A 25,262-nucleotide genomic window follows, 5' to 3' on the forward strand; every position below is an offset into this window, starting at 1 on the left:
CCAGATCGGCGCCAGCGGTGTGAACCCAACTATCGGAGGAAACACCGTGCCTGTTCGTCATCCGCGATTCGTACTGCCCTTTGCCGCCCTGCTGTCCACCTTCACGCTGCCCGCCCATGCGGCCGATACGCCGGCGCCCAGCGCAGCGGATATCGTCAAGCAATCGGCGGCGACCGATTGGCGACCGCTGGACCCGCAAAACACCTTGTTGATGGAGCTGAACGGCAGCCAGGTCATCATGGAGCTGGCGCCGCGCTTCGCACCGCGCCATGCGGCCAATATCCGCACCTTGACGCGCGAGCGCTATTACGATGGCTTGGTGGTACTGCGGGTCCAGGATAACTTCGTGACGCAATGGGGCGATCCATCCGAAGAAGAAAAAGAAAAGGCCAAACTCAAACCCCTGGGCGGTGCCGATGCCCATCTGCCGGCCGAATTTTCGGTGCCCCTTGCCGGCATGCCCTTGACTCGCCTGCGCGATAGCGATGGATTTGCCGCCGTTACCGGCTTTGTCGATGGGGTGCCGGTCGCCGCCGACCCCAAGCTCAACAAGGCGTGGATACCCCATTGCTATGGCGTGGTCGGCGCGGCGCGCGGCAACGAGGTGGACAGCAGCAATGGCAGCGGCCTCTACGTCATCATCGGCCAGGCGCCGCGCGCGCTGGATCTGAATATCACCGTGGTGGGCCGGGTGCTGAAGGGCATGGAAGCGCTGTCCGGCTTGCCGCGCGGCATGGGGCCCATGGGTTTCTACGAGAAGCCGGAACAGTACGTGCCTATCCGCCGCGTCCGCCTGCTGGCCGATATTCCCGCCGGCGAACGGCCCGCGCTGGAAGTGATGCGTACCGATACGCCTACCTGGGCCGCCTGGGTGGAAGCACGCCGGCATACCAGCGGCGACTGGTATGTGCACAGCCCGGAACATGTCGATGTCTGCAACCTTGCGGTGCCGACGCGCGTACCCACGCAGTAAATTCGCCATAGGGGCGGGTTAACCCGGCTTTTGCCGGTATGACGGCAACTTCGCATGGCATAATTTGGCTGCTGCGTCCGTAGGCAGCCTTACTATTCAGATTGATCGCCATGCCGTCAAACCGCGTCATGCCTTCCAAGCCGCTGCAGCGTTTGCTGCTCGAAGGCTCGTCCCTGCTCGATACTCAGCCCGCCGGCTTGCTGGCGCTGGCCGACGAAGTGCTGGAAATCTCGCGCACCACCGCTAACCAGCCCGGTGAAATCCAGGCTTATTACTGGCGGGCGCTGGCCATGCGCCATTTGGGCGATTGCGCCGGTGCAATCGAGACCCTGCACCGGGCCCATGCACTGGCCAAGGCCACGCGCGACCAGGAGTGCCTGGTGCTGATCCTGCTCGGCTATGCCCGGATCTCCACCGTCACCGGCTTGTACGATGCCGGCCTGCAGTTTCTGTACCGGGCCGCCGGGCTGGGGGAGTCGGCGTTGCCGCCCGAGCATCCGACCTTGCTCGACATCCAGCGCGGCTATTGCATCATCAAATCGCAACTGGGCCATTTCGTCGCAGCCATCCAGGAATTCAAGCTGCTGGCCGAGCGCTACATGGCGCTGGGCCTGGTCCGCGACGCCGTCTACTGCATCAACAATGCCGGCAATAACTGTTCGCGCATGTTGGACTATCAACAAGCGCTCGATTACTACGCCCAGGCCGAGGCCTTGTTGCGCACGCATGGCGATTGGCCCTTGTTGCTGGCCGTGCTGCAAACCAACCGCGCCACCCCGCTGTGGGCGCTGGGACGGGAGCCCGAAGCCCTGCTTGCCTTGCAGGAGGCCCTGCCGGTATTGATGGCGGCCGGCCATCGCAGCAGCGAGGTGGATGCCCGCACCAAATTGGGCAAGCTCTATATCGCGCGCGGCGACTACGAAGCCGGCGAGCCCCTGTTGTTGCGGGCGCTGGAGCTGGCGGCCGAAAGCGGTTTCACCCCCATCCGGGTCGAAATCCACGAAGCCTTGGCGGCTTACTACAAGGCGGGCAAGGATTTTGCGGCGGCATTGGCGCATTTCGAGGCCGCGGTTGCGCTCAAGGGCGAGATGTCCAGCCGGGAGGCCAGCGAGCGGCTGGACCGGGGGCAAACGCTGATCCAGCTGGAAACCGCGCTGGACGAAGTCGATGAGGAGCGCAGCAAGCGCCGCGCTACCGAAGCGACCAATGACCAGTTGCGCATCATGGCGGATGCGCTGGCGGAAGCATCCCGTTCACAGAATCGCCTGGTGGAAAATCTCCGCCGCGAAGCGCAAAGCGACCCCCTGACCGGTCTGGCCAACCGGCGCCGCCTGGACGAACGCCTGTTCGAGGAACACCAGCGCGCCAGCCGCTACGTGCGGCCGCTGTCGCTGCTGTTTCTCGACCTGGACCATTTCAAGCATATCAACGACGGTTTTTCCCATCTGACCGGCGACGCGGTATTGCGTACCACCGCCCTGGTGCTGAACGAGCAATTGCGGCAATGCGATGTGATCGGTCGTTTCGGCGGCGAGGAATTCGTGATCGTCCTGCCCGAAACAGCCATGTCGGATGCCTTGCTGGTGGCGGGCAAGCTGCGGGCGATGGTAGCCGCTTACAACTGGTCGTCCATCGCGGTCGACCTGGCCGTCACCATCAGTATCGGCGTGACCGAGCTGAGCCCGGGCGAGACCGTGTCGGCCTGGCTGGCGCGGACCGATGCGGCTTTGTATCGCGCCAAGCATGCGGGTCGCGACCGGGTTGAACCCGGTTAGGGCGCATGAGCGTGGGTAGCTTGTTAATCAACGTGACTACCCTTGCTTAAAAAATAAGCCATACCGCACAAATCGCTTTCCACCAAGACTTTAGCCCACTTGTTCCTGGCTTATACCCGTGCTTGTCCACAGGGGATGTGGACAGCTTGGTTCCGCTGATTTGGGCCTCCAGTCCTGGCGGGTTGAGCGTTTTCGTCTCTTTTCAGGATGGATGGCAACGCCGGCCCAGTATCCGGCCCGCTTCGACGGCGACATCGTCGGCCAGGGTCAGCAAACGGCCGTCGCGGGCCCGCAGTGCATCGCTGGCCGCGCCATGCACCCATACCGCCAGATTGGCAGCCGGCCAGCCTTCCAGGCCCTGCGCCAGCAGTGCCGCCAGCAAGCCACCCAGTACATCGCCCTGGCCGGCATTGGCCAAAGCCGCGCTGCCGCTGCGGTTGACGGCGCAGCGGCCTTCCTCGCATACCAGGCTGCCAGCGCCCTTAAGGACAATGACCGCTTTGAAGCGTGTGGCCAATGTCTTGGCGGCATCGAATCGCTGCGCTTGGACCACCGCCGTTTCGCACCCCAGCAAGCGCGCCGCTTCGCTCGGGTGCGGCGTCAATACGGTGCAAGCCGTGCGCTGGTCGAGCAAGGATTGCAGGTCCGGGTGCTCTGCCAGCAGATTCAGCGCATCGGCGTCCAGGACCAGCGGCCGGGTCCGGCGCAGTGCCGCCTGCAGCAGTTGCCTGGCTTGCGGGCTTTGTCCCAGGCCTGGGCCGACCAGCAGCACGCTGGCTTTGTCCAGCAGGGACAGGCTGGCATCTTGCAGCATCAGTTCCGGCCGGCCGAAGTCCACCTTGGGACCATCCGCATCCAGCATCCCCACCAACACTTTGCCGCTACCCGCCTGCAAGGCCGCCCGGCCGGCCAGCAGGCAGGCGCCCGCCATGCCCGCCGCGCCGCCGACCACGGCCACGCTGCCAAAGCTGCCCTTGTGCGTATCGGCCAGGCGATGCAAGTGTAGCGGCTCCGCCACCGTCTCGGTGGTGGTAAGCGGGCCGGTGCCCAGCAGCTCGCATGGCAGGGCCAGTTGGTGGCAATGCGATTCGCCCACATAGTTCAAGGCGGCGCCGGTGGCCAGGCCACGTGCCCGCCCGATAAAACTGAGCGTCCAACGGGCGCGGATGGCCGCCCCCGCCAGCCCGCCGCTGTCGGCCAGGACACCGCTGGGCACATCCACGGCCAGTACCGGCCTGGCCATGGCATTGACGTTAGCGACCAGATGCCTGCCGAATTCGTTCAGCTCGCGATTCAGGCCGATACCGAACAGGCCGTCCAGAATAAGCTGGTAGGGTAGGTCCGGCAGATGATCCATTTCCACGCCACCGGCCGCGCGCCAGGCGCGGTAGGCCTTAGCCGCGGCTGGCGGCAGGCGGTCGGTGCCGAACGGCATTGCCACCTGGACCGGATAGCCGCGTTGCCGCAGCAAGGTGGCGGCCACCAGCGCATCGCCGCCATTGTTGCCCGGGCCGACCAGGGCCAGAATAGCGGCCGCGCCGCCGAAACGGGCCGAGACGAAGTCGGCTGTCGCCGCGCCGGCGACCGGCATCAAAGGAAAGCCGCGAGCCAGGGCGGCTTGTTCGATTTGTCGGAGTCGGGATACCGGGTAATACATCGTCGTCACCATTGGAAGCCATGCGCTGACTGTAGGACCAAGCCAATCATGAAATGTCTGCTTATTCTACATGCCGGTGAAAGCGGGGCCGGCCATGCCTTCGCCCTGGCACAGGCTGCCGCTGAAGGCGCGCAGGCCGAAGCCGGCGGCGTGCAGGTGTGCTTGTGGCCCGCACTGCAGGCGGGTGTGGACGAACTGCTGGCGGCCGATGCACTGCTGTTCGTGACGCCCGAGAAATTCGGCTATATGGCCGGCGCGCTGAAAGACTTCTTCGACCGGACCTTCTATCCCGCCCAGGGCAAGGTGGCGGGCCTGCCCTATGCCTTGATCGTGGTGGCCGGCAACGACGGCTTGGGGGCGATCGGCGCGGTGGAGCGCATCGCCCGCGGCTATCCGTTCAAGCCGGTCGCCGAGCCTTTGCTGGTGCGCGGCGCACCCACCCCGGTCGAGTTGGCCCAGGCCAGGGAGTTGGGCGAGGCCTTGGCTTCGGGCCTGCTGCTGGGGATATTTTGAGATGGTGCTGCAAGGATGGTGTGTCTACCTGCTGCGGTGCGGCGACGATAGCCTGTATTGCGGGTCCACCAACGACCTTGCCAAGCGCTTGAAATCGCATCAGGCAGGCAAGGGCGGACGCTATACCCGTGCCCATCTGCCGGTTTCCCTGGCGTATGCGGAAGCCTGCCTGGACCGCTCCGGTGCCCTTAAGCGGGAGGCGGCCATCAAGCGGCTGGACCGGGCCGCGAAATTTGCACTTTTCCAGGCTGCCTAAGCTGCTCCACCGCCCCAGTCCGAACGTTCGCACCAACTGATCGCATCGCGCAGGTAGTAGCCGAACCGCCGGCTTGCCGTGGCCGGGTCGAGCCGGTCGTACACATACAGCGCCCGGCCGACGCCACGGCGGCGATAGCCGTAGTTCTGCTTGGGCATGATCTGGCTGCGCCAGGCGCCGGTGTTGATATAGCTGTAGTTGGGCTGGTCGGCCGGTTGTTCGAATTGCAGGTCGGCTTCCAGCGGGACGTGGGTATGCCCTTCGGTATGGATGCGAAAACCCTCTTCGCGATAGGCTTTCTGGAAGCCCGGCAAAGCCAGCAACTGCAATGTGCCGATGCCGGTCTGGGGTTCCTGCACCTTGGCCATCAGTTTCATGATGCCGAGGGTGATCCGATCGGCCTTGATCCGACCCAGCAGGGCCAGCACCGGCAGGAACAGCTTCAGCTTGGCCGGCGCGCTTCGCCAACTGACCGGCTGCGCCAGCCAACGGCGCAGGCTGGCGCGGAAATTGCCCGAGATAAGTTGCAACAGGGCTTCGTCCACGCCCTTGCCGCGTTGCAGGCGGGCTTCCTGGAGGATGCGGACGATGCCGGCCACGGCGGGTCGGTACAGATCCATTTCGTCCAGGATGTGGTTCAGCCGGGTGATGGCGCGGGCGTTGACGGGGTGGCGGGTGACGTCCAATTGCCGTAGTTGCCGCTTGGTATCGTGGATAAAGCCGGATAGCAGGCCGGCGGCGACGGTATCGCCGAAGCAGGCGGCGGTGAAGGGTGAGAAACCCAAACCTTGCCAGGTGCCGGGATGCCAGCCTTGGCCGGCCCGCCAGCCGGGCTGCGCGCGGCTGTTGCTGTTGTCGCGCCATTGGCCATGGGTGGCGAACAGCTTGAAGCCGCGGTCGCCGAAATAAAAGGGTAGCCAGGGCGGCTCGTCGGCCTTGCCCGCGCCGTACATGGCGGCGATCCAGTCGCGGTAACCGGTTTCCTGCTCGCTGTCCGTCCAACCCAGGCAGTCGCGGTAGAAACGCTGCCGGGCGCTGGCCACCAGCAGCAGTTCCTTGTCGTGGTTGCCGACGATGGGAATGATGCGTACGGCGGTGCCATCGGCTTGCAGCAGTGGCCGCAGGCGTTTGAGCTGTTCGAAGAAGCCGTGCTGGCCAAACAGGCCGAACGGGGTGGCATGCAGGCGGATGATGCCGTCCAGGATGGCGTTGACCAGCTCGGCGAAGCGGGCGTGGTCGCGATCCCAGGGATAGACGCCCGCCTCGGTCCAGGCCGCGCTGCGAACCAGGTCGATAATGTCGCCATTGAGTACCAGCACCAGTTCGTCGTGGTCGCGGCAGGCCAGCCGCAAATCCTGGAAGAAGCGCTGCCAATCATCGCCTTCGCCGCTTTGGTTGCCCACCGTGCCATCGGTGCAGTGGATATCGCTGATCACCACGCAAATCCGGTTTACGGCGTCGGAAGGGGGCGGAAAAGCCATATGCGGCAGGCTGCCGGCGCCGCTGTACTCGGGCGTGAACAGTTTCTGCAGCAGCGGTTGATTGGCGCTAGTCATGGCTATGCGACTGCAGGAATTGCAGCAGGCGCGGAAAGATATCGGCCGCGACTTGCTTGCCCATGAAAATATCCTGGTGGCCATAGCTGGGGAATACATGCAGCTGGTGGCGGCCGGGCACGATGCGCTCCAGTCTTTGGTGGCAAATGATATTGGAGTCGGCGAAGACGCCATTTTCCTGGCCGGTGGTCAGCAGCAGGGGCGTCGTCATGTTCGCCGCCTGGGCGAAATAATTGTCCGGCAGCGCGGCGTAGCGTGGATGCCCGGCGGTGAACTTCACCGCGTCGTGATTGGCCTTTACCATCTTCAGCACATGTCGGTAGTAATTGACGTTGATGCCGCCGAACAGGTCGCCCAGCCGTGCATGTGTCTCGGGCGCCATATTCTCGTGCTTGAACAGGGCAGGTTTGCCGGCGCCCCACATAAAGCTGAGCATATGGCAGGCGGAGGAATCGCACTCGTGGTGGAACAGGTCCACCCCCATGGCCAGCAGCTTGCCGGCCGACCACGCCGGCTGGTGGCGCCAGCGCGGATTGAGGTATTCCACCCCCAGCACCCAATCGCAAAGAAAGGGGCCGACACCCAGCTTGAACCTGGAATAGGCCGGCACCCGCGCGGTCAGGGCGATGCTGTTGAGGATGGCGCTGCGGATACCGCCGACCTGGCCGGCGAACAAGCTCATGCCAAAGGTAAGCGCGCCGACGCAATGGGCAATGACATGGATGCGCTTGCCGGGTCCGATCAGCTTGCGCAGGGTGGCGATGGCGGCCGGGTGGTCGTACAAGGCCAGGTCGTCCAGGTTGGCGGCATCGCGCAGCAGGTTGTAGGGGAAGCGATTGCTGCCGCGATGATCCAGTGTGAAAACGTCGGGGTAGCCGGCGTCCAGCAGGTACTGAACCAGATTGGTGTGCTCCGGCATGATGAACATATCGGACGAGGTGGTCAGGCCGTGGATGATCAGCACCACGTCATCGCTGCCGCCGCGCTGGAAACGGGTAAGGGCAAGGCCCAGGCCGTCGCCCGTGCTGAAGGGGTGATGGCTGACGCTGGCGCCCGTGACGCCTTGCAGCGTGCCGCGTGGATATGGTCGCGGCGCTTCTCGCGGCCGAGGCGGCAAAGCCGGGCCATAGACCTGCCACAGGGAGCCGGCAAAGAATTCGCCGAAGGCCGCCAGGCCGGCCAGGCTGCCGGTACCCTCCGCGTCGGTGGCGCGAATGGTGCGCAATACGCCAATGAAATCGCCTACGCCCAGGCTCAGCAGGCCACTGGCCAGGAGTTCGGCTTGAGGGGCCGCTTCCGGCGTGATATGGCCGTGGAACAGGTTGGTGTGCAGGGTGGTGGTGTCGTGCCACAGATCAAAGCCGGCATGGTGCTGGACTTCCTTCTGCCCGGCCAGGGTGAACAGCTCGCCGCCGATATTGCGGCAGTAGACCCGGTAGATCATCAGCTTGTGTTCGCGGTCGGCGGTGTCGGGCAGCAGCATGAAGACACCCGATTCCACCTGGGCCCGTCCGCCGACCAGCGGCCCTTCGATGTAACCGCTGAGGCGGCCCTCGTGTTGCCGGTTGGCCAGGAAGGCTTGCAGATCGTCGATGTCCACATCTACGTGCAAGGCCAGGCTCAGGCCGGCGGCACGGCCGGCCTCGAAGCCCTCGCTGAAGCTGTTGCCGCCCAGGCTGGCAAAACCGCTCATGGTTTCGGCGAAATGGATCTTGATACCGCTCAGGTCGGTCGGCATTGGCTGATTCATCATGATTCGGTTTTCCCTTACTGCAAGGTGTCGTCGGGCATCCGGCCGGTGATGCCGTGGGCGATCCATTCCGCCAGGGCCGCGATCGTGGCAGCCGGGTTGGCGCCGAGGGCGGCCGGCACGATCGAGCCGTCGGCCACATAGAGCCCCTGGTAGCCGAATACCTGGCCACGGTCCGCGGCAGCGGCGCTGACCACGCCCTGCCGTGGGCTGTCGGCCAGGGTGCAGCCACCCAAGGGATGCACGCTGACATTGCGATTGGAGGGCCACAGCCAGGTCGGCATGGGCAGGAAGACATTGGCCTGCATATAGCGGCAGAAACGCCGGCAAAGTGTCAGGATGGCCTGGTACAGCGGCTGGCTGCCGGCTTGCGGCCAGTCGAGGTCGAGGAAGCCGGCCCGGTTGAGGCGGCAGCGCCCGTCGGACTGGTCCAGGCCCATGCACAGCAGGACCGCGCTGCGTTGGGTGATATCGTGGCTCAGCAGCTGGTTGAGGATATGCCCCATGCGCTGGCTGGCCTTGCCGGTGTAGGGCTTGCCGCGCAGCAGATCGAGCCCCAGCCGGCATATCCGGCGGATGCTGTCCCAGGGGCTGATGATGGGCCGCACCGTGGCCATCGCCCAGGCGGCATGGCTGGGGATGCTGGCATCCTGCAGCAGAAAGGCGCGCTTGGGATCGTGGTTGTCGAACAGGTGGTGATCGGTGAATTGGGTGATCACCGGTCCATAGGTGGCATCCAGCCGACGCTTGCCGTCCAGCGCAAAACAGAGGAAGTCGCCATTGCCGGAGAAGCGTTGCCCTAGCGCCGGGCTGATATCGGGCAGGCTGCGGTGGATATCGCGGCAACGCAGCAACAACTCGTTGCTGCCCATGGTGCCGGCCGCTACCACCACCCGCCGGCTGGTCACCGAAGTGGCCTGATCCCACGCGAAATCGTCGAAATAGACCCGGTAGCCATATTCGCCATGGGCTTGCGCATCGTCTTCGCCCTCTGCGTTCAAGGGCACGATGCGATTGACCCGGCAGCCGGTACGCAGTTCGGCGCCATGCAGCTCCCTGGCGGCATGCAGATAGTTCAGGTCGGTGCTGTTCTTGGCGTGCAGATTGCAGCCGAGATCGCATTCCCCGCAGTAGGTGCAGGAGGTTTGCCGGGCGCCGTAGCGGTTGTGCTCCTGCACGCCGATCGCGGTCGGGACGGCCTCGCCCCGGTAGTTGTAGCCATTACCGAAGAACACCGCGATATCCGCCAGCTTGCTGGGCAGTTTCTGTTCCTTGGCAAAGCGCTGGAAGGCCTGGGTTCGGCGGACAAAGCGGCGGTCATTTTCGTCGGCATGGGGCGGGATGGTACGGGCACCCAGCACCGACTGGGCCACGTCATAGTAGGGCGCCAAGACCGACAGATCGAGCTGGGCCGGCCAGTTCTGTTGGAAAACCCGCGCCGGCGGCCGCAGGAATACATTTGCGTAGATCAGCGAACCGCCGCCCAGGCCGGCGCAGGTGACGGTATCCATGCGGGCGAAGCGACGGATGTCGAACATGCCGAGCAGGCCGCCGTGGCTGCGCTTACGGCGGCGTACCAGCTCGGGCCGGGCACGTGTATCGTCGGCCGGGCTCCAGAAATTATTGGCCAGGTCGGCCGGGCTGCGGGGAAAGCTGCCGAGCGGGTAAGCCTTGCCCCGTTCCAGCAATAAGACCTTGCCCGGCCACTGTTTGCCCAGGCGCGCGCACATGACGGCGCCGCCGAAGCCACTGCCGATGACAAGTGCCTCGTAATCGGTTGTACAAGCCATTTTCCGCCCGTTTTGTATTGGAATTTATACTGGGCTGGAGTGTAGTGCAGCGGCTAAAACAAACCATAATAGAAATCTGATTCTCTTCTGCTAGCATGAAGGGCTTTTTCACCCGATTGGCGCGATGACGACCGAGTTGCCGCCCTCCATTTCCATGCCCCTGCGCGTTTCGCTACAAGCCGTGTATGCCCGTTTGCTCCGCTTGTTGGCGGTGCTGTGCCTATGCGCGGGTGCCAATGCGGACGTGCTGGATATCGCGTCCGGTCCACCCGATAAACCGCTGCAGCTGACCGAATACCTGCAGGTGCTGGAAGATGCCGACCATGGTTTGCGGCTGGACGAGGTGCGCACGGCGGATATGGCCGCGCGTTTCCGCCCGTCGGTGGCGCATGGCGATGCCTTGAATTTCGGTATTACCCACTCGGCCTATTGGCTACGGCTGGATTTGCGCAATCGCGGCGAGCAGGCCGCCGAACGCCTGATTGAAATCGCCTACGCCCACCATGACCGGATCGAGTTCTATCGGCCGGCGGCCAATGGCGCTTATGAAAAGATCGTCAGTGGCATGGCCCTGCCTTTTTCGGCGCGGCCCTATCAAAATCGCTATTTTGTATTTCCGCTGGTGTTGCAGCCGCATAGCGAGCAGCAGGTTTTTCTGCGGGTGATTTCGGAAAGTTCGATGGATATCCCGGCCAAGCTGTGGACGCCGGCGGCCTTCGAGATGCACCAGCGTGCCGATTATATGGGCCAGGCCTGGTATTTCGGCATGGTGATGGCCATGGCCTTGTTCAATCTGCTGCTGTTCCTGGCACTGCGTGATGCGTCCTATCTCCTGTATGTGGGATTTATCGCGACGACGGCCCTGTCGCTGGCCTCCTACAACGGTATCGCCTATGAGTTCCTCTGGCCCGGTTCGCCGGGCTGGGCCAAGATTTCCACCATGACGGGTTTTGCCCTCAGCTGCCTGATGCTGCTGCTGTTTATGCGCCGGCTGCTGGAAACGCCTCGGCACCTGCCGTGGATGGACAAGGTACTGCTGCTGTTCGCGGCACTGGAGGTGCTGCAGATCGTCAGCTTCCTGTTCTCCTTCCGCGCCACCATCAAGCCGGCCATCGTGCTCGATTCCCTCACCATGCTGGTGGTGTTGGCGGCCGGGGTCCGCTGTCTGTGGCTGAGGCAACGCAGTGCGGCTTATTTCGTGCTGGCCTTCAGTTGCCTGCTGTTGGCGGCGACCATGACCGGCCTGCGCAGCTTTGGCCTGCTGCCGACCAACTTTATTACCGTCAATGGCATGCAATTCGGCTCGGCGCTGGAAATGCTGCTATTGGCTTTTGCCCTGGCCGACCGTTTCAACGCTATCCGGCTGGACAAGGAGAAGGCCCAGGCCGAGGCACTGGCGGTGAACCGCGAGCTGGTGGAGACGCTGCAGTCGTCCGAGAAGCTTCTGGAAGAGCGGGTGACGCAACGCACCTATCAGTTGAGCGAGGCCAACGAGCGGCTGCTGGAACAGGAAGGCGCGCTACGGCGGGCCATGCACCTGGCCGAGAACGCCTCCAAGCTGAAGTCGGAATTCCTGGCCAATATGAGCCACGAAATCCGCACGCCCATGAACGCGGTGATCGGCATGGCCTATCTGGCGCTCAAGACGGAGTTGAGCGCCAAACAGCACGACTATGTCAGCAAGATCCACAAGGCCGGCGTGTCCTTGCTGACGGTGCTCAACGATGTGCTGGACTTTAGCAAGATCGAAGCAGGCAAGCTGGAGATCGAGCAGATCGAGTTTTCCCTGGACGAGGTGCTGAGCAATGTCGCCAGCGTTACCGGCCAGAAAGCCCAGGATAAGCAGTTGGAATACCTGTTCCAGGTGCCGCCCAATATTCCCCGCCGCCTGATCGGCGATCCATTGCGGCTGGGACAGGTGCTGATCAATCTGGCGAACAATGCCATCAAGTTCACCGAGTCCGGCGAAATCCATCTGGCTTGCCGTCTGGTGGAACACGGTACCGACAAGGTCCGCCTGGAGTTTTCCGTGCGCGACACGGGTATCGGCATGACGCCCGCACAGGCCAATTTGCTGTTCCAGCCCTTTACCCAGGCCGATGGTTCGACCACGCGCAAATATGGCGGGACGGGTCTGGGGCTGACCATCTGCCGGCGGCTGGTGGCGATGATGGGCGGCGAGATCTGGCTGGAAAGCGAAGTGGGTCTCGGTTCCACTTTCCGCTTTACCAGCAGCTTCGGGCTGAGCGGTGAAACCCGCCAGTTGTTGGCCAGCCGCCCGCCCGCCTTGCAGGGCCTGCGTGCGCTGGTGGCCGACGACAATCCGGTGGCGTGCGAAATATTGGCCGATGCCCTGCTGAATCTTTCCATTGGCGCCGATACCGCCCGTGATGGCGCCGAGGCTCTCCTGGCCATCCAGGAGGCGGATGGCGACCAGCCTTACGACGTGGTGTTCTGCGACTGGAAGATGCCGCGCCTGGACGGCATCGAGGTGGCGCAGGCCCTGCGCGAGGCCAATTTGCGCAAGCCGCCCCGTTTCGTACTGGTCACCGCCTTCGGCCATGAGGAAGTTCGCCGCCAAGTCGCCGAGGCCGATGTGGATGGCTTCCTGCTCAAGCCCATCAATCTCTCCAGCCTGGTCGACACCCTGCTGCCGATGTTTGTCGATACCGAGGAGAAGCCCTACCGCCTGGCGCCGCAGAGCGGTCCCGCGCGTTGGGCTGGCTGCCGGGTATTGCTGGCCGAGGACAACGATATCAACCAGCAGATCGCCATCGAACTGTTGGAAAGCGAGGGTTTCGAAGTGGATGTGGCGACCACCGGCCGCGAAGCGCTGGCCATGCTGCATGCCCATCCGGCCGATTATTACCGGCTGGTCCTGATGGACGTACAGATGCCCGATATGGATGGCCATGAAGCCACCATCCGCATCCGCCAACTGAGCCAGTTCCAGGGCTTGCCTATCCTGGCCATGACGGCGCACGCCCTGGTTGAGGAGCGCGAGCGTTGCTTGCGCGAGGGCATGCAGGACAGCATCACCAAGCCGGTTGATCCTGATCAGATGTTCCGTACCCTGGCGCATTGGCTACCGCCGCAAGCCGCCGCCACGGTTACCGAATTGGCGCCCGTCGCTACCTTGCCGGCTGGCGCATTCGCGGCTTTGCCGCAAGTGGACGAGGAGGCGGTCGCCGTACTCGACGGTTTCGATACCGCTGCCGCCTTGGGCCGCATGGGCGGCCGAGTGGAGTTCTATCACCGCATGCTGGCGAAAATGCCCAATGCCCTGGGCGATACCACGCCCCAGCTACACACCGCGCTGGCGGCCAAGGACCGTGCCACCGCCGAGCGGCTGGCCCATACCACCCTGGGGGTGGCGGCCAACGTGGGCGCCGTGGTGCTGGCCGAGCTGGCGGGCCGGCTGGAATTGGCAATCCGCCGCGGTACCGAGGAACCGGATCTGCTAGCCGACTTCGACCGCTGCCTGGGCGAGACCTTGGCGCAGATCAGCTTGCGCTTTCCGCCGGCTTGACGGGTTTTCGCGACGTGGATAAATGTTATATTTGACCGTCGCGCCCCAGCCTGACTAGACTGTGTACTTCCCTTCCACCACCACAGGAGCGTAGCCATGAAGAAATTTGACCTTGCCCTCCTGTCGGTCGCTGCCTGAGCCGTTTCACTTTACCGTTTGCCGTAGCACGGTAGTTTCCTTGTAAGCCAGGTGTCACGCCCGCCCTCGCGCGGCCGACTTCCAACTGTGTTTTCCTCCACACGCGCCCACTGGCTGCGTCGTGGTCCTGCTTGCGCTTGGCGCAAGCGAACAGACCTGGATTACAACGACATCATGATCGATTTCGATTTCGCGGCACTGCGCGGCATTGGGCTGACGCAGCAGATTGTTCAGCAATTTTTTAACCACGACCACACGCTTGCCCACGATGCCCGCCTGATGCGGGTGACCGAGGTACAACGCGATTGCCTGCAGGTTCATGACGGCGAACGTGACCATCAGGCGCGCAGCCTGCCCGGCTTGACCGCCTCATTGCAACAGGAGGGGACAGGCCTGGCCGTGGGCGACTGGGTGATGGTGCAGCAGCGCGCCCATGAGGAACTATGGCTTAGCGAACGGCTGCCGCCCCTCACCCATCTGGCGCGCCGCGCCAATGACGGGCGCCGCCAACCCCTGGCCAGCAATATCGACACGGCCTTGCTGGTGATGGGTTTGGACCATGATTACAACCCGCGCCGGATGGAGCGCTATCTGGCTCTGGTGCAGGCGAGCGGGGTCCTGGCGGTGGTGGTGTTGACCAAGGCCGACATCGGCCAGGACGTGGAAGAGCGCATGGCGGAATTGCATGCGCGCTTGCCGCGCAATGTGCCGGTACATGCCGTCAATGCGCTATCGGCCGATACGCGGGACGAACTGGCGCCGTGGCTGGGCGAAGGCCAGACCTTGGTGATGCTGGGCTCGTCCGGCGCCGGCAAATCCACCTTGACCAATACCCTTACCGGCAGCGATGCCCAGCTGACCGGTGGTGTACGCTCGGGCGATGGCCGTGGCCGCCATACCACCACGGCGCGTTCCCTGCACCGTTGCGAGGGCGGAGCCTGCATCATCGATACACCGGGCCTGCGCACCTGGCGGCCGGATGCCGACGAGCAAAGCCTGGCGGCGACCTTCGAGGATATCGAGTCGCTGGCCGGACAATGCCAGTTCCGCGACTGCCGGCACGAGGAGGAGCCGGGCTGTGCGGTACGTAGCATCATCTCCGCCGACCGGCTGCTCAACTACCGCAAATTGCTGCGCGAGGTCCGTCGCAGCCAGCAGACGCCGTTGGACCGTCAGGCCAACCTGGCCAAATGGAAGAAGATCAGCAAGGCCGGGAAGGAGCGGCAGCGTGATAAGCGGGGCTTGCTTTAAGACCAGGTATCCGCTTGCTTGCTTTCCTCCAGGAAGGCGAGAAAAGCGGCCGTCTTGGGGGCCAGCCAGTCGCGCGCCGGGTAGACCGCATAGATCGGGTAGCCGGTAGGCGGCGGGTAGTCCGGCAGCAGGCTGCGCAGCCTGCCGTCGGCCAGCTCCCGTTTGGCCAGTAGCCGGTCTATCAGCAGGATGCCGGCCCCGGCGCAGGCGGCATCGACCAAGGCGCTGCCGTCATTGAGCTGAATGCGGCCTTGGACCTGGATCTGTATCGGGCCGGCCGGGCTGTCGAAATGCCATTCCCGATAGGCCCGGTTGCCGTCGCTGTAGACCAGGCAGGCATGTCCGGCTAGATCGGCCGGGCTGGTCGGTTCGCCGCAGCGCGCCAGGTAGCTCGGTGCCGCAACCAGTACGCGGGGGCTGTCGGCCAGTTTGCGGGCGATCAGGCTGGAGTCGGCCAGATGGGACACGCGGATCGCCACATCGATCTGTTCCTCGATCAGGTCCACCAGGCGGTTTTCCAGTTGGAGCGCCACGTCCACCTGCGGATAGCGGGTGGTGAAGGCGGCTACCAGCTCCACCATCAGCCGTCTGGCGGCAAAGGGGCAGGTCACGCGCAGCTTTCCCCTGACTTCCTGTCGGTAGGTTTCGGTCAGCAGGGCGATATTGCCCAGCGAGGTGGCAATCCGGCGTGCTTCACCCAGTACCTGTTCACCGATTTCGGTCAGGGCCAGGCGCCGGGTGGAGCGCTGTACCAGGCGCGCGCCGAGCTCGGCTTCCAGCCGCCCCAATTGGCGGGACACCACCGATTTGTCGATATTCAGCCGTGCGGCGGCACCGCTGATGCTACCGGCGTCGATGATGGCGGCAAAGATGGCAAGGCCTTGTGGGTCCAGCATGGCTAGTCAATTGTTGTTTAATTAGCAACAAGCTAATGGGTAATTGAGGGCTAATCAAGCAATAGTTCACGGTGCATACTGGCCTTCATCGCGGTAGTGCCGCTTGGCTGAACCGCTGATTCCCATCCTCCCTGGAGCACATCATGCAACTGATCAACAAGCAGTTCCGCCTTGCGGCCCGTCCGATCGGCGCACCGAAGCAAAGCGATTGGACCTTTGGCGAAACCCCGCTGGGGGAGCCGGCCGATGGCGAAGTACTGGTCAAGATCATGTATATCTCACTCGACCCCGCCATGCGCGGTTGGATGAGCGAAGTGAAGTCTTATATGCCGCCGGTCGGCATCGGCGAAGTGATGCGCGCCTTGGCGGTGGGTCAGGTGCTGGCTTCGCGCCACGCCGGTTTTGCCGTTGGCGACCATGTGAGCGGCATGCTGGGTGTGCAATCCCATGCCTTGGTTCAGGGGCAGATGCTCAACAAGGTCGACCCTGCCCTGGTGCCCTTGCCGGTCTATCTGGGCGTGCTGGGTATGCCAGGTGTGACGGCTTACTTCGGCTTGCTCGATGTCGGCAAGCTGCAAGCCGGCGATACCGCGGTGGTATCCGGTGCGGCGGGCGCCGTGGGCAGTGTCGTTGGGCAGATCGCCAAGTTGAAGGGCGCCCGCGTCGTCGGTATCGCCGGCGGTGCCGATAAGTGCCGATACCTGTTGGACGAACTGGGTTTCGAAGCAGCCATCGATTACAAGGCCGAGAATGTCACGGCAGCCCTGGCGCGGCATTGTCCGCAGGGCATCAATGTGTACTTCGACAATGTCGGCGGCGATATCCTGGATGCGGCCCTGGCCAATCTGGCCCATGGCGCGCGAGTCGTTATCTGCGGCGCCATCTCGCAGTACAACAACACCACGCCGGTACAAGGCCCCGCCAATTATCTGTCCTTGCTGGTCAATCGGGCCAGTATGAGCGGGATGCTGGTGGGCGATTACCTCCCTCGCTGGGGCGAGGCGGTGCAAGCGCTGGCTGGCTGGGTCATGGCGGGCCGGATCAAGCACCGCGAAGACGTGGTCACCGGGCTGGAATCCTTCCCCGATGCATTCGGGATGCTCTTCAGCGGCGAGAATCACGGCAAGCTGGTGCTGCAGCTCAGCGAATAATCCGATAGCGGTGCGCGGCCAGGGACGGGAAGCTACTCCGCCAGGAGAAGCTTGGCAGCCAGCTCCCTGGCGCGCTGCAAGCCGGCTTCGGTTAACCTGACCGACTCTTGCCGGCCTTTGGGATTGGTAATGAGTCCCTGGCTGAAAAGGCTGTCCATTGCATCGAAGTCGATACGCTTCCAGATTCGGCCGTTATCGAACTGCCATATGCCGAGCAATGCCAGCAGCAGTTCTTCGCACTTGGCCTGGTCGAATTTCATTTCAATCTCCTTGGAATATTTTGCGGTGATTCCCGGTGGCGCTTTTGCGTTAGATATGCCGCCGCATCAACACCAAGCCGGCAATCGCGCCCAGTAGACTTATCGTGCCGACGTACCAGGCGGGTGCCATGGGGCTCCAATCGAGCATGACGGTGAAAAACAGCGGCGTGAGTCCGCCGAATACGGCGCAGGCCAGGTTGTAGGAAAGCGAGAGCCCGCTGAAGCGAATGTCGGGCGGGAAGGCTTTGACCATCAGGTAAGGCACCACGCCTACCACGCCGGCAAAAAAAGCGGTGACGGCGTAATTGAGTTGGAAGTCGCGCACGCCGGCGGCCAATTGCGAGTAGAACCAGTACTGGCTGAGCAGCAGGCCCAGGCAGAAGATCAGTAGCGTCCTGCCGCCACCCAGGCGGTCAGCCCCGGCGCCGGCCAATATGCAGCCTGCGGTCAGGCAAACGATGGCTAGATTATTGGCCTGCAAGGCTACGGCGGGCGGCACGGCGTATAGCTTCTGCAACATGCCGGGCGTCATCAGGATAAGTACCAGGATGGCGGCCGAAAACAGCCCGGTGAGCAGGAAGCAGCGCACCACGCTGCCGCGATGGGCGCGCAGGACCTTGCGCAAGGGGATTTCTTGCGCCAGGGTTTTGTGCTGCTGCATCTGCAGGAAAACCGGTGTTTCGTGCAACCAGCGGCGCAGGTACACCGCCAACATGCCGAACACGCCACCCAGCAGGAAAGGAATGCGCCAGGCCAGGTCGAGGATGACTGCCGTGCTGTAGACGCTGTGGATCCAGGTGGCCACCAGGGAGCCCAGCAGGATGCCCAGCGTAAGGCTGCAGGTAAGGAAGCCGCAGGCCAGGCCCATATACTGCCGGGGGACATGCTCGGCTACGAATACCCATGCGCCAGGGACCTCGCCGCCAATGGCGGCGCCTTGCAGGAGCCGCAGGGCCAGCAGCAGCAGCGGCGCCATGGCCCCAATGCTGGCGTAGGTCGGCAGCAAGCCGATCAGCAGGGTAGGTGCCGCCATCAGAAAGATACTGAGCGAAAACATCCGTTTGCGGCCGAGCAGGTCACCGAAGTGCGCCATCACAATGCCGCCCAGCGGCCGGGTCAGGTGGCCGGCGGCGAAGATGCCGAATGTCTGCAGCTGGCGCATCCATGCCGGCATCTCGGGCGGGAAAAACAGTTGCGCGATGATGGCGGCGAAGAACACAAAGACGATGAAGTCATAGAATTCCAGCGCCCCACCCAAGGCGGACAAGGCCAGCGTCTTGCTGTCGCGACGGGTCAGGTGCCGGGTCGGCATCAGCAATGCCGCGCTATTCATGGTGTTTAGCATGTCTATCCTGTTCTCCGGGGCCGGGACGGCGAAATACCTGAATGGTCGGAGATGTTCGCAACTTGCCGGAGGGTGGTCCACCCGGTGATCACCTGAAGCGGTGTATAAATAATTCGGTGCATATGCATATTTCCAGTAATGAATAATATTACCAATAACTTCATTGTGAAATAACACCAGTCAATCGATATGGGCGAATGAATACACCTTGGTGTAGCCTGCTGCTGGCAGTGCCCAATAATTCAATATCAGGAGAAGGAAATGAAAAAAATCGCGATAGGCCTGTGCCTGTCTTTTAGCCTTGCCCACGCTTCCCCGATTACGCTGGCCACCGGGAATGTGCAGATTACATTTGACGATGCCTCCAGCTATGAAAGCGAAGTAATGAACGGCTTCGGCAATATCATTCAGACCGATCTGCCGGTATTCGCGGGCGTAGGCAATGGCTTGAGGTTGACGCCGGCATTGTATAACTCGATCGGTGGTTCGGGTTTTTGGGAGGAGGGCTTGTTACGGATTTCCTTTCGCGATATCAGTTTTTCCGCACAAGCTGGATATGCAATAACCGGATACCGGCTTTCATTTTCCGGGCAGGCGGATAAATACAGTGCCGGCAGTTTCAATCACCAGGGGGGCGGTATCGGGTCTGTCAGCTTTTCGGGCAGCAACTATACTTATTCCAGCCTGATCGGCGTGGACGCATTGGAAAACAGCAGCTATGCCATTTTGTCGCTGTCGGCGCCCTATGTCGCCAATGATGACGGCACCGCCTCGGTGTTCGGACTGGCCAGCGGCAGCATAGAAAACTTCACGATCGAGGCGGTCACCCAGCCGGTGCCGGAGCCTGAAAGCTACGCCATGCTATTGACAGGCCTGGCGGGTATCGGCCTGTTGGCCCGCCGCCGGGGCAGGGCCGAAGCGGCCGGTTGAGCACTTCATGGCCAGCCTGGGGGGGGCTGGCCAGGGCGGCAACATGGTGTAAAAAAATATGCGACGGAATACTTGAAACCTTTTGGGAGCGTTCCCATCTTGTTTTACAGCAGGTGCTCAACCGAGGCCTGCATAAACCGTATCGCTTGAACTTCAAAGGATATCACCATGACTGCCTACGATTTTACCCCCGTGTACCGTACCGCCATTGGCTATGACCGCCTGGTGCAAATGATCGACGATGCCATGCGTCGCGATACGCAATCCAGTTACCCTCCCTACAATATCGAAGTACTGGCCGATGATAAGTACAAGATCACCATGGCCGTGGCCGGGTTCGATCGCGCCGAATTGGATATTGAAGTTGAACAGAATACATTGAAGGTGGTGGGTCGGAAAGCGCATCGGGATACCGAGCCCAATTATCTGCATCGAGGGATTGCCGCGCGCAATTTCGAACAGATTTTCCACTTGGACGATCATGTGAAGGTAGAAGTCGCCGGGCTGAATAATGGCCTGCTGACCATCGAACTGAAGCGTGAAATTCCCGAGGCGCTGAAGCCGCGCAAGATACTGATAGATGCTGCGGATAATGTGCATACGCTGGAACGCCGCGCCGCCTGATCGAACCAGTTGTCACCAGAAAGCCGGGCAAGGGATTGCCCGGCTTTTTTGCGGCTCTCGAAACCGGCATATCGGCGGAGTCGAACGACGGAAGTAGGCGCCTGCTTGGGGCGAGTGCCGCGCTCAATCCAGCGCTAATGCGAGAACACTTCCTCGACACTGCTGGCCGAAAATACCTGCTTGGCCCAGCCGTCCAATTGCTCGGAGGTGGCACAAGCGAGTCGATTCTCAACCCAGTCCGGCAGCTGGCCATACCTGTGCTGGAGCAAGCTGCGCAGCATTTTGGCTTCGCCCCTTGCTTCGCCCCTTGCTTCGCCCTTTTTTACAAACTCCTCAGCCCAGAGGTCCATCTTGTTCGTCATCATCGCTTCGACTCCTTGCAAATCGCTTATCTCGTCCAACTGAGCCGCCGGCCAGTCCAATTGCGGGAACTTGGAGGGTATCAATACCCGGGTAATCCAGTCTTTCAAGACTTGCCTCAGCCCTTCATGCTCCGGCGCCGCCAAATATCGCTTCAAACCGCGTATAACCCTGCGCCCGGCTTCCGGGTTGTCGGCATTTTCCAGCCGGAAGATATCCGCCACCACATTCTCCAAGCCATGCAAATCTTGCTCCTGAAAGGCACCTTGGTCCAATAGCATATAACGCATGTGCGGGCGGAAATCAGGTAGCTTGCCAGGGCCGGCTTCGATCAGTTCATCCAGTTCCAGCGGCGCACTCCAACGCGGCGCGCCGTTGTACAGCACGATAGGAAGGACAGGGGGCAGCTTGCCGCTCTCCGTCAAAAGCTGGCGCTTCGGGTCCTTGCAGAGGTCGAGATACAATTGCGTCACATAGCTGGCCACCCGCAGCGCCATGGTGGAATCGATCGTGGATTGAAATTCCACCAGCAGGCAGATGTAGAGCTCCTGGTCCGCTAGCCGCACCTTCCATACCGTATCGGTCATCTTCCGACGCCAGCGGTCGGTGACAAAGCTGCCATTGATTTGCTCCAGGGTGGAGAAATCCAGCTTTTCTACCCATTCCTCGTCGATAAACTCGCGAAGCAGATCCTCTACCGCGCGCGGAATGGAGAACATGGACTTGTAGGCAGCGTCATGATCGAACATTGCACGAGATTGCCTAGGTCGTGCGGGGCGGGGAATACGGCTTTTGCCTGAATATCACACAAGATCCGGCAACTGAACTTAGGAAAACCTGCCGCGCAGCTAGGGAGCAGTATCTGTTGCGCAGTCAGTAGTTGATCGTCAACGCGGCAGTGATGGTTCGCTCGGCTTCGATCGCCTGCTGGGTAATCGAGGTGCGAAATTCCGCATGGCCGCGATCGAACAGATTCTGTGCTTTCAACGACAACTCGACATGGCGATTGGGTTGGTAGGCCAGCCTTAGGTCCACTGCGGTATAAGCGGGTATCGATACCGCATGGAGCGCACCGATATGGCGTACGAACAGGTCGAGTTCATGCGCGCTGCCGAGGTTGAGGCTGGAGCGTAGCTTCCACTGCCAGCGAGGATCGATGCCGACGGCATTTGGCGCAAGCACCAGTCCACGGCGGTGGCGGAAATGCTGCCGCTGCGTGCTGGCGCCCGCGCTGAGCCGCCAGCTGGGCGTGGCCTGGTAACTGCCCCAGGCTTCCAGTCCACGGCTACTGCCGTCGATTCCGTTGCCAAGCTGCACGCTACGGTCGGTTTGCATCTCCTGGCTGCGTAAGCCGCGATAGCGGCTGTAGTGGGCGGTCAGCGAATAGGAAAGCGCGGTACTCGGCTGTTCGCGGTACCCCAATTCGACGGTGTTCGCGATTTCGGACTGGAATTCTGGACCACCCGCATATTGAAAAGGGGGGGTGGACGGCGCAAAAAAATCGCGGTCTATGCGCGACGGCGCCCTTGCCGTGCGTGAAATCCCGCCCCATACCAAGGCATCGTTTTCCCGCTTCCAGGCCAGGCGCACGCTGGGCATGAAATCGAAATGGGTGTAGCTGTTGCTGGCCAGCCTGGCGCCGGCTGTCAGGCGCAGGCGTTCGGCCAACTTGGTTTCTCCCTGGACGAACAGATCGAACCAGCGCAACCGCCGATGGGCGGGCAGAAAGGCCAGAACCTTGCTATTTTCCACCTTGTCCCAGGCCTGCCGATAAGAGCCGCCCCAACTGACTTGTCTTTCATCGTCCAATGGCACGGTGTGCTGCCATTCCAGATCGATGATATCCAGCTTTTCCTTAAAAAGGCCGGGGTAGTCGCGATAACTATGGTCATAGTAGCCTTGCAGGCGCAGTGCCGAGCCATTGTTCAGCTGTCGGTTCCATTGCCCCTGCAGATTGCTGCCCTCGGTATGCCGACGCCCGGGTAGGGCTTGCGCCAAACTGGCACGATAAGAATCGCCTTGCAGGGTGAAGCCGTCTTCCGCGTTGCCCCAGTCGGTGCGAAAACCGAAGCGGCCGTCCTCCCAGTCATCGGTGTGGTCACGGCCGCTGGGGCTGCGGCTAGCCGTGCGCTGCCGATATTTGGCATAGATACGGTAAGGGGCGCCACTGTCCAGGCGACCGCCATGCCTGGCCGCGATATGGCGGTCTTTGCCGCCGAGGGCGAAATAGCCCAATTCGCCCACGCTATCCTCGGCGCGGCGGGTAATGATATTGATCACGCCATTGACGGCATTGGCGCCCCACATGATGGCGCCCGGCCCGCTGATGACTTCGATGCGGTCGATATCCCGCATCATCACATCCTGCGCATCCCAGAACACGCCGGAGTACAGAGGTGTGTAGACGATGCGGCCATCGATCAGTACCTGCAGCTTGTTGGAGGTGCTGGTGTTGAAGCCGCGGGCGCTAATCGCGTATTGATAAGCGTCGATCGCGGCGACCTGGAGATTGGGCGCCAGCCGCAAGGCTTCCGGCAAGCTATTGGCGCCGGATCGGCGGATATCGTCTTGGGAGATCGCGAAGACGGAGGCGGCTGCATCCGCCAAGCGTTCGCGCCGTTTGGATACCGAGGTGATCTCGAAGTTGGCCAGCTGCTCCAGGGAAAGATCGGCCAAGACCAGGGGGCGGGCCTGCACGCCGACACATAGGCCGATACTCACCGTGAGCGGAAGCAACGCTCGGTGGATCGAGCGGACGCCATACCGGAAGATAGCGAGGGTCGAAACAGATCGGCGCGAAAGGCCGTTGCTCGACCCGGTCGGCGTGTATGCGGTATTGGCCACGGTTTCCTCCGCAGGCTTGGTATCCGGTCTGCACAGGCGGCACGCCCTGTTGGCTTGCTAGGAGGCTGGAAATCCGTCCCCTTGCACATGCCGACTGCGCAGCGAATCACTATTCGTGTTTCTTCACGATAGTGCCAAGACTGTAAATCTCCAACCGCCGCCCTATTCTTGCTACCAACGGAAGGTAAGTTGCCGGGACCCTTCACCTACCCGCAGTCCCTGCGCATGTTGTACGCCTTGGTAGTCGGCCACGACTTGGTACCTGCCGGTCGGCAATTGCAGTAGGCAACTGGGACCGTCGGCATGGATACGCAGTGGTTGCGGCAGTGCATCGCCGCTGACGGTGAGATCCACGTCGGCGACATAGGCACCACGGGCGCCCTCGATAAACTTCAGGTCCACGTTGGCGTTTTGCCGTTCCGCCTTGATCACTTGCATATTGTCGTCGCCCACGCCGCCACAGAGGTATTGGACGCCATTGTCGGACTGCCAGGTTGGGGCTTCGGCCATCGCGAACACTGCCGTTGCCGCAAAAATTGCATGGATTGATCGCATCGTCGTTCCTTTCCATATCTTCACACCCGCTGGCCAGGCATCGCCAAGCCGGGTGGCGTTTGTCAGAGGATGCCGAAGAGCCGCAATAGAATCAGGATGCCGATGGGTACCCCTAGAAGCCATAGCAAGATCATTCTCAACATGGTCTATCTCCTTGTTTGCAAGCGTTTCATTGCCTTGGCGTGCAGCCACGACGGCTAGGAACATATGAGCAGATGGCGTGCCTGCCCTATGGCGCGTTTGTCCAATTTTCGCTGCGCGGGCGGGGTCGCCATCGTCTAATCTTGTTTGCATGGGTTGCGGATGACCAACCGGTGGGTGAGCGCACAATGCACCGCTGTTTTGCCGTATTGCTTTATCTGGCTTTGGGTCTGCCGGCCCAGGCGGCGATCAAGGGCTGCATCTCCGATGTCCTGTTGCCGCCTTTCGGCTTTTTCGAGCAAGGTAGCGTCAAGCAGGAAGTCGTCGGCCTGGGCGTGGATGTGCTGCAGGCGATATTGCGGCGCGAGGGCCAGCCGCCGGCCGAGATTTCGGTACTGCCATGGCGGCGCTGTCTGCGCCTGGTGGAAGCCGGCGCCCTGGATATCGTCCTCAATGTGCCGACCGCCCAGATCAATCCCAAGCCCTATTTCATTACCGAGCCGTATTACGCGGTGCACAGCATCTACTTCTATTCAAGCAAGCTGCACCCGACCGGTATTCGCCTTGGCAATCTGGAAGACCTGAAGCGCTACCAGGTATGCGGGCTGTTCGGCTATAGCTTCGAGGGCTACGGCATAGACAGCAATACGGTCGATACCGGTTCGAAAGACTATGCATCCTTGATCCGCAAACTGCATGCGGGACGTTGCGACCTATTCATCGACAAGCGAGAAATCGTGGCGGGCATGTATCTGCTCGATCCCAAGTTGCAGGCGCAAATCATCGATACCGTACTGGTCAGCCAGCCCCTGCCGGAGGATTCGCCCATGCAGTTCCATTTCGCCGTGGGCCGGCGCAGTCCGGGCGGTGAAGCACTGCGCAAGCAGCTTGACGTGGGCATTATCGAAATGACACAGCGTGGTGAAATTGCCAAGATGATGGCGCGCTACTTGCGCTAAGGAGAGGTT

At 62.1% G+C, this 25,262-nt stretch carries 20 protein-coding genes; 10 read left to right on the forward strand and 10 right to left on the reverse strand.

Features of this window, described 5'->3' with window-relative positions; all coding sequences use genetic code 11:
• The first annotated feature begins 46 nt into the window (after nucleotides 1-46).
• Together FNU76_RS16040 and FNU76_RS16045 are read left to right on the forward strand one after the other, a co-directional pair.
• Nucleotides 47-973 carry a peptidylprolyl isomerase gene (locus FNU76_RS16040; protein WP_223879052.1) on the forward strand — a complete coding sequence of 309 codons (927 nt, stop codon included), beginning with the start codon at nucleotides 47-49 and terminating at the stop codon, nucleotides 971-973.
• A gap of 110 nt (nucleotides 974-1,083) precedes the next feature.
• Entirely contained in the window at nucleotides 1,084-2,748 is a 1,665-nt protein-coding gene (locus FNU76_RS16045; protein ID WP_144279126.1) for a tetratricopeptide repeat-containing diguanylate cyclase, read from the forward strand.
• A 202-nt stretch (nucleotides 2,749-2,950) separates the two neighbouring features.
• On the opposite strand, the gene FNU76_RS16050 is transcribed toward FNU76_RS16045, so the two are convergent.
• Nucleotides 2,951-4,405, reverse strand: a complete 1,455-nt coding sequence (locus FNU76_RS16050; RefSeq protein WP_144279127.1) for an NAD(P)H-hydrate dehydratase — start codon at nucleotides 4,403-4,405, stop codon at nucleotides 2,951-2,953.
• A 48-nt stretch (nucleotides 4,406-4,453) separates the two neighbouring features.
• Between FNU76_RS16050 and FNU76_RS16055 the strand changes: the two genes are divergently transcribed.
• Together FNU76_RS16055 and FNU76_RS16060 are read left to right on the forward strand one after the other, a co-directional pair.
• Nucleotides 4,454-4,918 (forward strand): flavodoxin family protein, encoded by a 465-nt coding sequence (locus FNU76_RS16055; protein WP_144279128.1) that lies wholly within the window; start codon nucleotides 4,454-4,456, stop codon nucleotides 4,916-4,918.
• Between the two features lies 1 nt (nucleotide 4,919).
• Nucleotides 4,920-5,174 (forward strand): GIY-YIG nuclease family protein, encoded by a 255-nt coding sequence (locus tag FNU76_RS16060; RefSeq protein ID WP_144279129.1) that lies wholly within the window; start codon nucleotides 4,920-4,922, stop codon nucleotides 5,172-5,174.
• On the opposite strand, the gene FNU76_RS16065 is transcribed toward FNU76_RS16060, so the two are convergent.
• The 3 genes from FNU76_RS16065 to FNU76_RS16075 are packed head-to-tail and all read right to left on the reverse strand — an operon-like array spanning nucleotide 5,171 to nucleotide 10,270.
• On the reverse strand, nucleotides 5,171-6,730 hold the full coding sequence (locus tag FNU76_RS16065; RefSeq protein WP_179958147.1) for a metallophosphoesterase: 1,560 nt from the start codon (nucleotides 6,728-6,730) through the stop codon (nucleotides 5,171-5,173). The two genes, FNU76_RS16060 and FNU76_RS16065, sit on opposite strands and share 4 nt — an antisense overlap.
• Nucleotides 6,723-8,483 carry an alpha/beta hydrolase gene (locus tag FNU76_RS24650; RefSeq protein ID WP_223879053.1) on the reverse strand — a complete coding sequence of 587 codons (1,761 nt, stop codon included), beginning with the start codon at nucleotides 8,481-8,483 and terminating at the stop codon, nucleotides 6,723-6,725. The genes FNU76_RS16065 and FNU76_RS24650 overlap by 8 nt, the downstream gene beginning before the upstream one ends.
• A 14-nt stretch (nucleotides 8,484-8,497) precedes the next feature.
• Nucleotides 8,498-10,270 (reverse strand): GMC family oxidoreductase N-terminal domain-containing protein, encoded by a 1,773-nt coding sequence (locus FNU76_RS16075; protein ID WP_144279131.1) that lies wholly within the window; start codon nucleotides 10,268-10,270, stop codon nucleotides 8,498-8,500.
• A 124-nt stretch (nucleotides 10,271-10,394) separates the two neighbouring features.
• Between FNU76_RS16075 and FNU76_RS16080 the strand changes: the two genes are divergently transcribed.
• A complete protein-coding gene (locus FNU76_RS16080; RefSeq protein WP_144279132.1) occupies nucleotides 10,395-13,799 on the forward strand; it encodes a hybrid sensor histidine kinase/response regulator in 3,405 nt (1,134 codons plus the stop codon).
• Between the two features lie 312 nt (nucleotides 13,800-14,111).
• A complete protein-coding gene (gene rsgA, locus FNU76_RS16085; protein ID WP_144279133.1) occupies nucleotides 14,112-15,188 on the forward strand; it encodes a ribosome small subunit-dependent GTPase A in 1,077 nt (358 codons plus the stop codon).
• Here rsgA and FNU76_RS16090 read toward each other — a convergent pair.
• Nucleotides 15,185-16,084, reverse strand: coding sequence for a LysR family transcriptional regulator (locus tag FNU76_RS16090; RefSeq protein ID WP_144279134.1), 900 nt, complete (start codon nucleotides 16,082-16,084; stop codon nucleotides 15,185-15,187). The genes rsgA and FNU76_RS16090 overlap by 4 nt on opposite strands.
• A 143-nt stretch (nucleotides 16,085-16,227) precedes the next feature.
• Between FNU76_RS16090 and FNU76_RS16095 the strand changes: the two genes are divergently transcribed.
• A complete protein-coding gene (locus tag FNU76_RS16095) occupies nucleotides 16,228-17,235 on the forward strand; it encodes an NADP-dependent oxidoreductase (RefSeq protein ID WP_144279135.1) in 1,008 nt (335 codons plus the stop codon).
• 32 nt (nucleotides 17,236-17,267) lie between these two features.
• Here the strand turns inward: FNU76_RS16095 and FNU76_RS16100 are convergent, their stop codons facing one another.
• Both FNU76_RS16100 and FNU76_RS16105 read right to left on the reverse strand, forming a co-directional pair.
• Nucleotides 17,268-17,495, reverse strand: a complete 228-nt coding sequence (locus FNU76_RS16100) for a DUF6429 family protein (protein WP_144279136.1) — start codon at nucleotides 17,493-17,495, stop codon at nucleotides 17,268-17,270.
• A gap of 49 nt (nucleotides 17,496-17,544) precedes the next feature.
• Entirely contained in the window at nucleotides 17,545-18,840 is a 1,296-nt protein-coding gene (locus FNU76_RS16105; RefSeq protein ID WP_223879054.1) for an MFS transporter, read from the reverse strand.
• A 261-nt stretch (nucleotides 18,841-19,101) separates the two neighbouring features.
• Between FNU76_RS16105 and FNU76_RS16110 the strand changes: the two genes are divergently transcribed.
• Together FNU76_RS16110 and FNU76_RS16115 are read left to right on the forward strand one after the other, a co-directional pair.
• Entirely contained in the window at nucleotides 19,102-19,770 is a 669-nt protein-coding gene (locus FNU76_RS16110) for a PEP-CTERM sorting domain-containing protein (RefSeq protein WP_144279137.1), read from the forward strand.
• Between the two features lie 168 nt (nucleotides 19,771-19,938).
• Nucleotides 19,939-20,394 carry an Hsp20 family protein gene (locus FNU76_RS16115; RefSeq protein WP_144279138.1) on the forward strand — a complete coding sequence of 152 codons (456 nt, stop codon included), beginning with the start codon at nucleotides 19,939-19,941 and terminating at the stop codon, nucleotides 20,392-20,394.
• Between the two features lie 134 nt (nucleotides 20,395-20,528).
• On the opposite strand, the gene FNU76_RS16120 is transcribed toward FNU76_RS16115, so the two are convergent.
• The 3 genes from FNU76_RS16120 to FNU76_RS16130 all read right to left on the reverse strand — a co-directional run bounded on the left by FNU76_RS16120 (nucleotide 20,529) and on the right by FNU76_RS16130 (nucleotide 24,108).
• The gene (locus tag FNU76_RS16120) at nucleotides 20,529-21,503 is read right to left on the reverse strand and encodes an Rpn family recombination-promoting nuclease/putative transposase (RefSeq protein WP_144279139.1); all 975 of its coding nucleotides are present in this window, start codon (nucleotides 21,501-21,503) and stop codon (nucleotides 20,529-20,531) included.
• Between the two features lie 124 nt (nucleotides 21,504-21,627).
• A complete protein-coding gene (locus FNU76_RS16125; RefSeq protein ID WP_144279140.1) occupies nucleotides 21,628-23,598 on the reverse strand; it encodes a TOL_0244 family TonB-dependent receptor in 1,971 nt (656 codons plus the stop codon).
• 171 nt (nucleotides 23,599-23,769) lie between these two features.
• Entirely contained in the window at nucleotides 23,770-24,108 is a 339-nt protein-coding gene (locus FNU76_RS16130) for a hypothetical protein (RefSeq protein ID WP_144279141.1), read from the reverse strand.
• Nucleotides 24,109-24,482: 374 nt separating this feature from the next.
• Here FNU76_RS16130 and FNU76_RS16135 point away from each other — a divergent pair, with 374 nt between their 5' ends.
• Nucleotides 24,483-25,253 carry a substrate-binding periplasmic protein gene (locus FNU76_RS16135; protein ID WP_179958148.1) on the forward strand — a complete coding sequence of 257 codons (771 nt, stop codon included), beginning with the start codon at nucleotides 24,483-24,485 and terminating at the stop codon, nucleotides 25,251-25,253.
• Nucleotides 25,254-25,262: the final 9 nt, after the last annotated feature.

This window comes from Chitinimonas arctica, assembly GCF_007431345.1.
In the GTDB taxonomy this organism is placed as follows: domain Bacteria; phylum Pseudomonadota; class Gammaproteobacteria; order Burkholderiales; family Chitinimonadaceae; genus Chitinimonas; species Chitinimonas arctica.

What these genes read in the sequence shown, in the direction of transcription:
- FNU76_RS16110 (WP_144279137.1), top strand. Translation starts at nt 19,102, where the DNA reads ATGAAAAAAATCGCGATAGGCCTGTGCCTGTCTTTTAGCCTTGCCCAC.
- FNU76_RS16080 (WP_144279132.1), top strand. Translation starts at nt 10,395, where the DNA reads ATGACGACCGAGTTGCCGCCCTCCATTTCCATGCCCCTGCGCGTTTCG.
- FNU76_RS16045 (WP_144279126.1), top strand. Translation starts at nt 1,084, where the DNA reads ATGCCGTCAAACCGCGTCATGCCTTCCAAGCCGCTGCAGCGTTTGCTG.
- FNU76_RS16055 (WP_144279128.1), top strand. Translation starts at nt 4,454, where the DNA reads ATGAAATGTCTGCTTATTCTACATGCCGGTGAAAGCGGGGCCGGCCAT.
- FNU76_RS16115 (WP_144279138.1), top strand. Translation starts at nt 19,939, where the DNA reads ATGACTGCCTACGATTTTACCCCCGTGTACCGTACCGCCATTGGCTAT.
- FNU76_RS16105 (WP_223879054.1), bottom strand. Translation starts at nt 18,840, where the DNA reads ATGCTAAACACCATGAATAGCGCGGCATTGCTGATGCCGACCCGGCAC.
- FNU76_RS16075 (WP_144279131.1), bottom strand. Translation starts at nt 10,270, where the DNA reads ATGGCTTGTACAACCGATTACGAGGCACTTGTCATCGGCAGTGGCTTC.
- FNU76_RS16060 (WP_144279129.1), top strand. Translation starts at nt 4,920, where the DNA reads ATGGTGCTGCAAGGATGGTGTGTCTACCTGCTGCGGTGCGGCGACGAT.
- FNU76_RS16120 (WP_144279139.1), bottom strand. Translation starts at nt 21,503, where the DNA reads ATGTTCGATCATGACGCTGCCTACAAGTCCATGTTCTCCATTCCGCGC.
- FNU76_RS16135 (WP_179958148.1), top strand. Translation starts at nt 24,483, where the DNA reads ATGCACCGCTGTTTTGCCGTATTGCTTTATCTGGCTTTGGGTCTGCCG.
- FNU76_RS24650 (WP_223879053.1), bottom strand. Translation starts at nt 8,483, where the DNA reads ATGATGAATCAGCCAATGCCGACCGACCTGAGCGGTATCAAGATCCAT.
- FNU76_RS16050 (WP_144279127.1), bottom strand. Translation starts at nt 4,405, where the DNA reads ATGTATTACCCGGTATCCCGACTCCGACAAATCGAACAAGCCGCCCTG.
- FNU76_RS16090 (WP_144279134.1), bottom strand. Translation starts at nt 16,084, where the DNA reads ATGCTGGACCCACAAGGCCTTGCCATCTTTGCCGCCATCATCGACGCC.
- FNU76_RS16130 (WP_144279141.1), bottom strand. Translation starts at nt 24,108, where the DNA reads ATGGCCGAAGCCCCAACCTGGCAGTCCGACAATGGCGTCCAATACCTC.
- FNU76_RS16065 (WP_179958147.1), bottom strand. Translation starts at nt 6,730, where the DNA reads ATGACTAGCGCCAATCAACCGCTGCTGCAGAAACTGTTCACGCCCGAG.
- FNU76_RS16100 (WP_144279136.1), bottom strand. Translation starts at nt 17,495, where the DNA reads ATGAAATTCGACCAGGCCAAGTGCGAAGAACTGCTGCTGGCATTGCTC.
- rsgA (WP_144279133.1), top strand. Translation starts at nt 14,112, where the DNA reads ATGATCGATTTCGATTTCGCGGCACTGCGCGGCATTGGGCTGACGCAG.
- FNU76_RS16095 (WP_144279135.1), top strand. Translation starts at nt 16,228, where the DNA reads ATGCAACTGATCAACAAGCAGTTCCGCCTTGCGGCCCGTCCGATCGGC.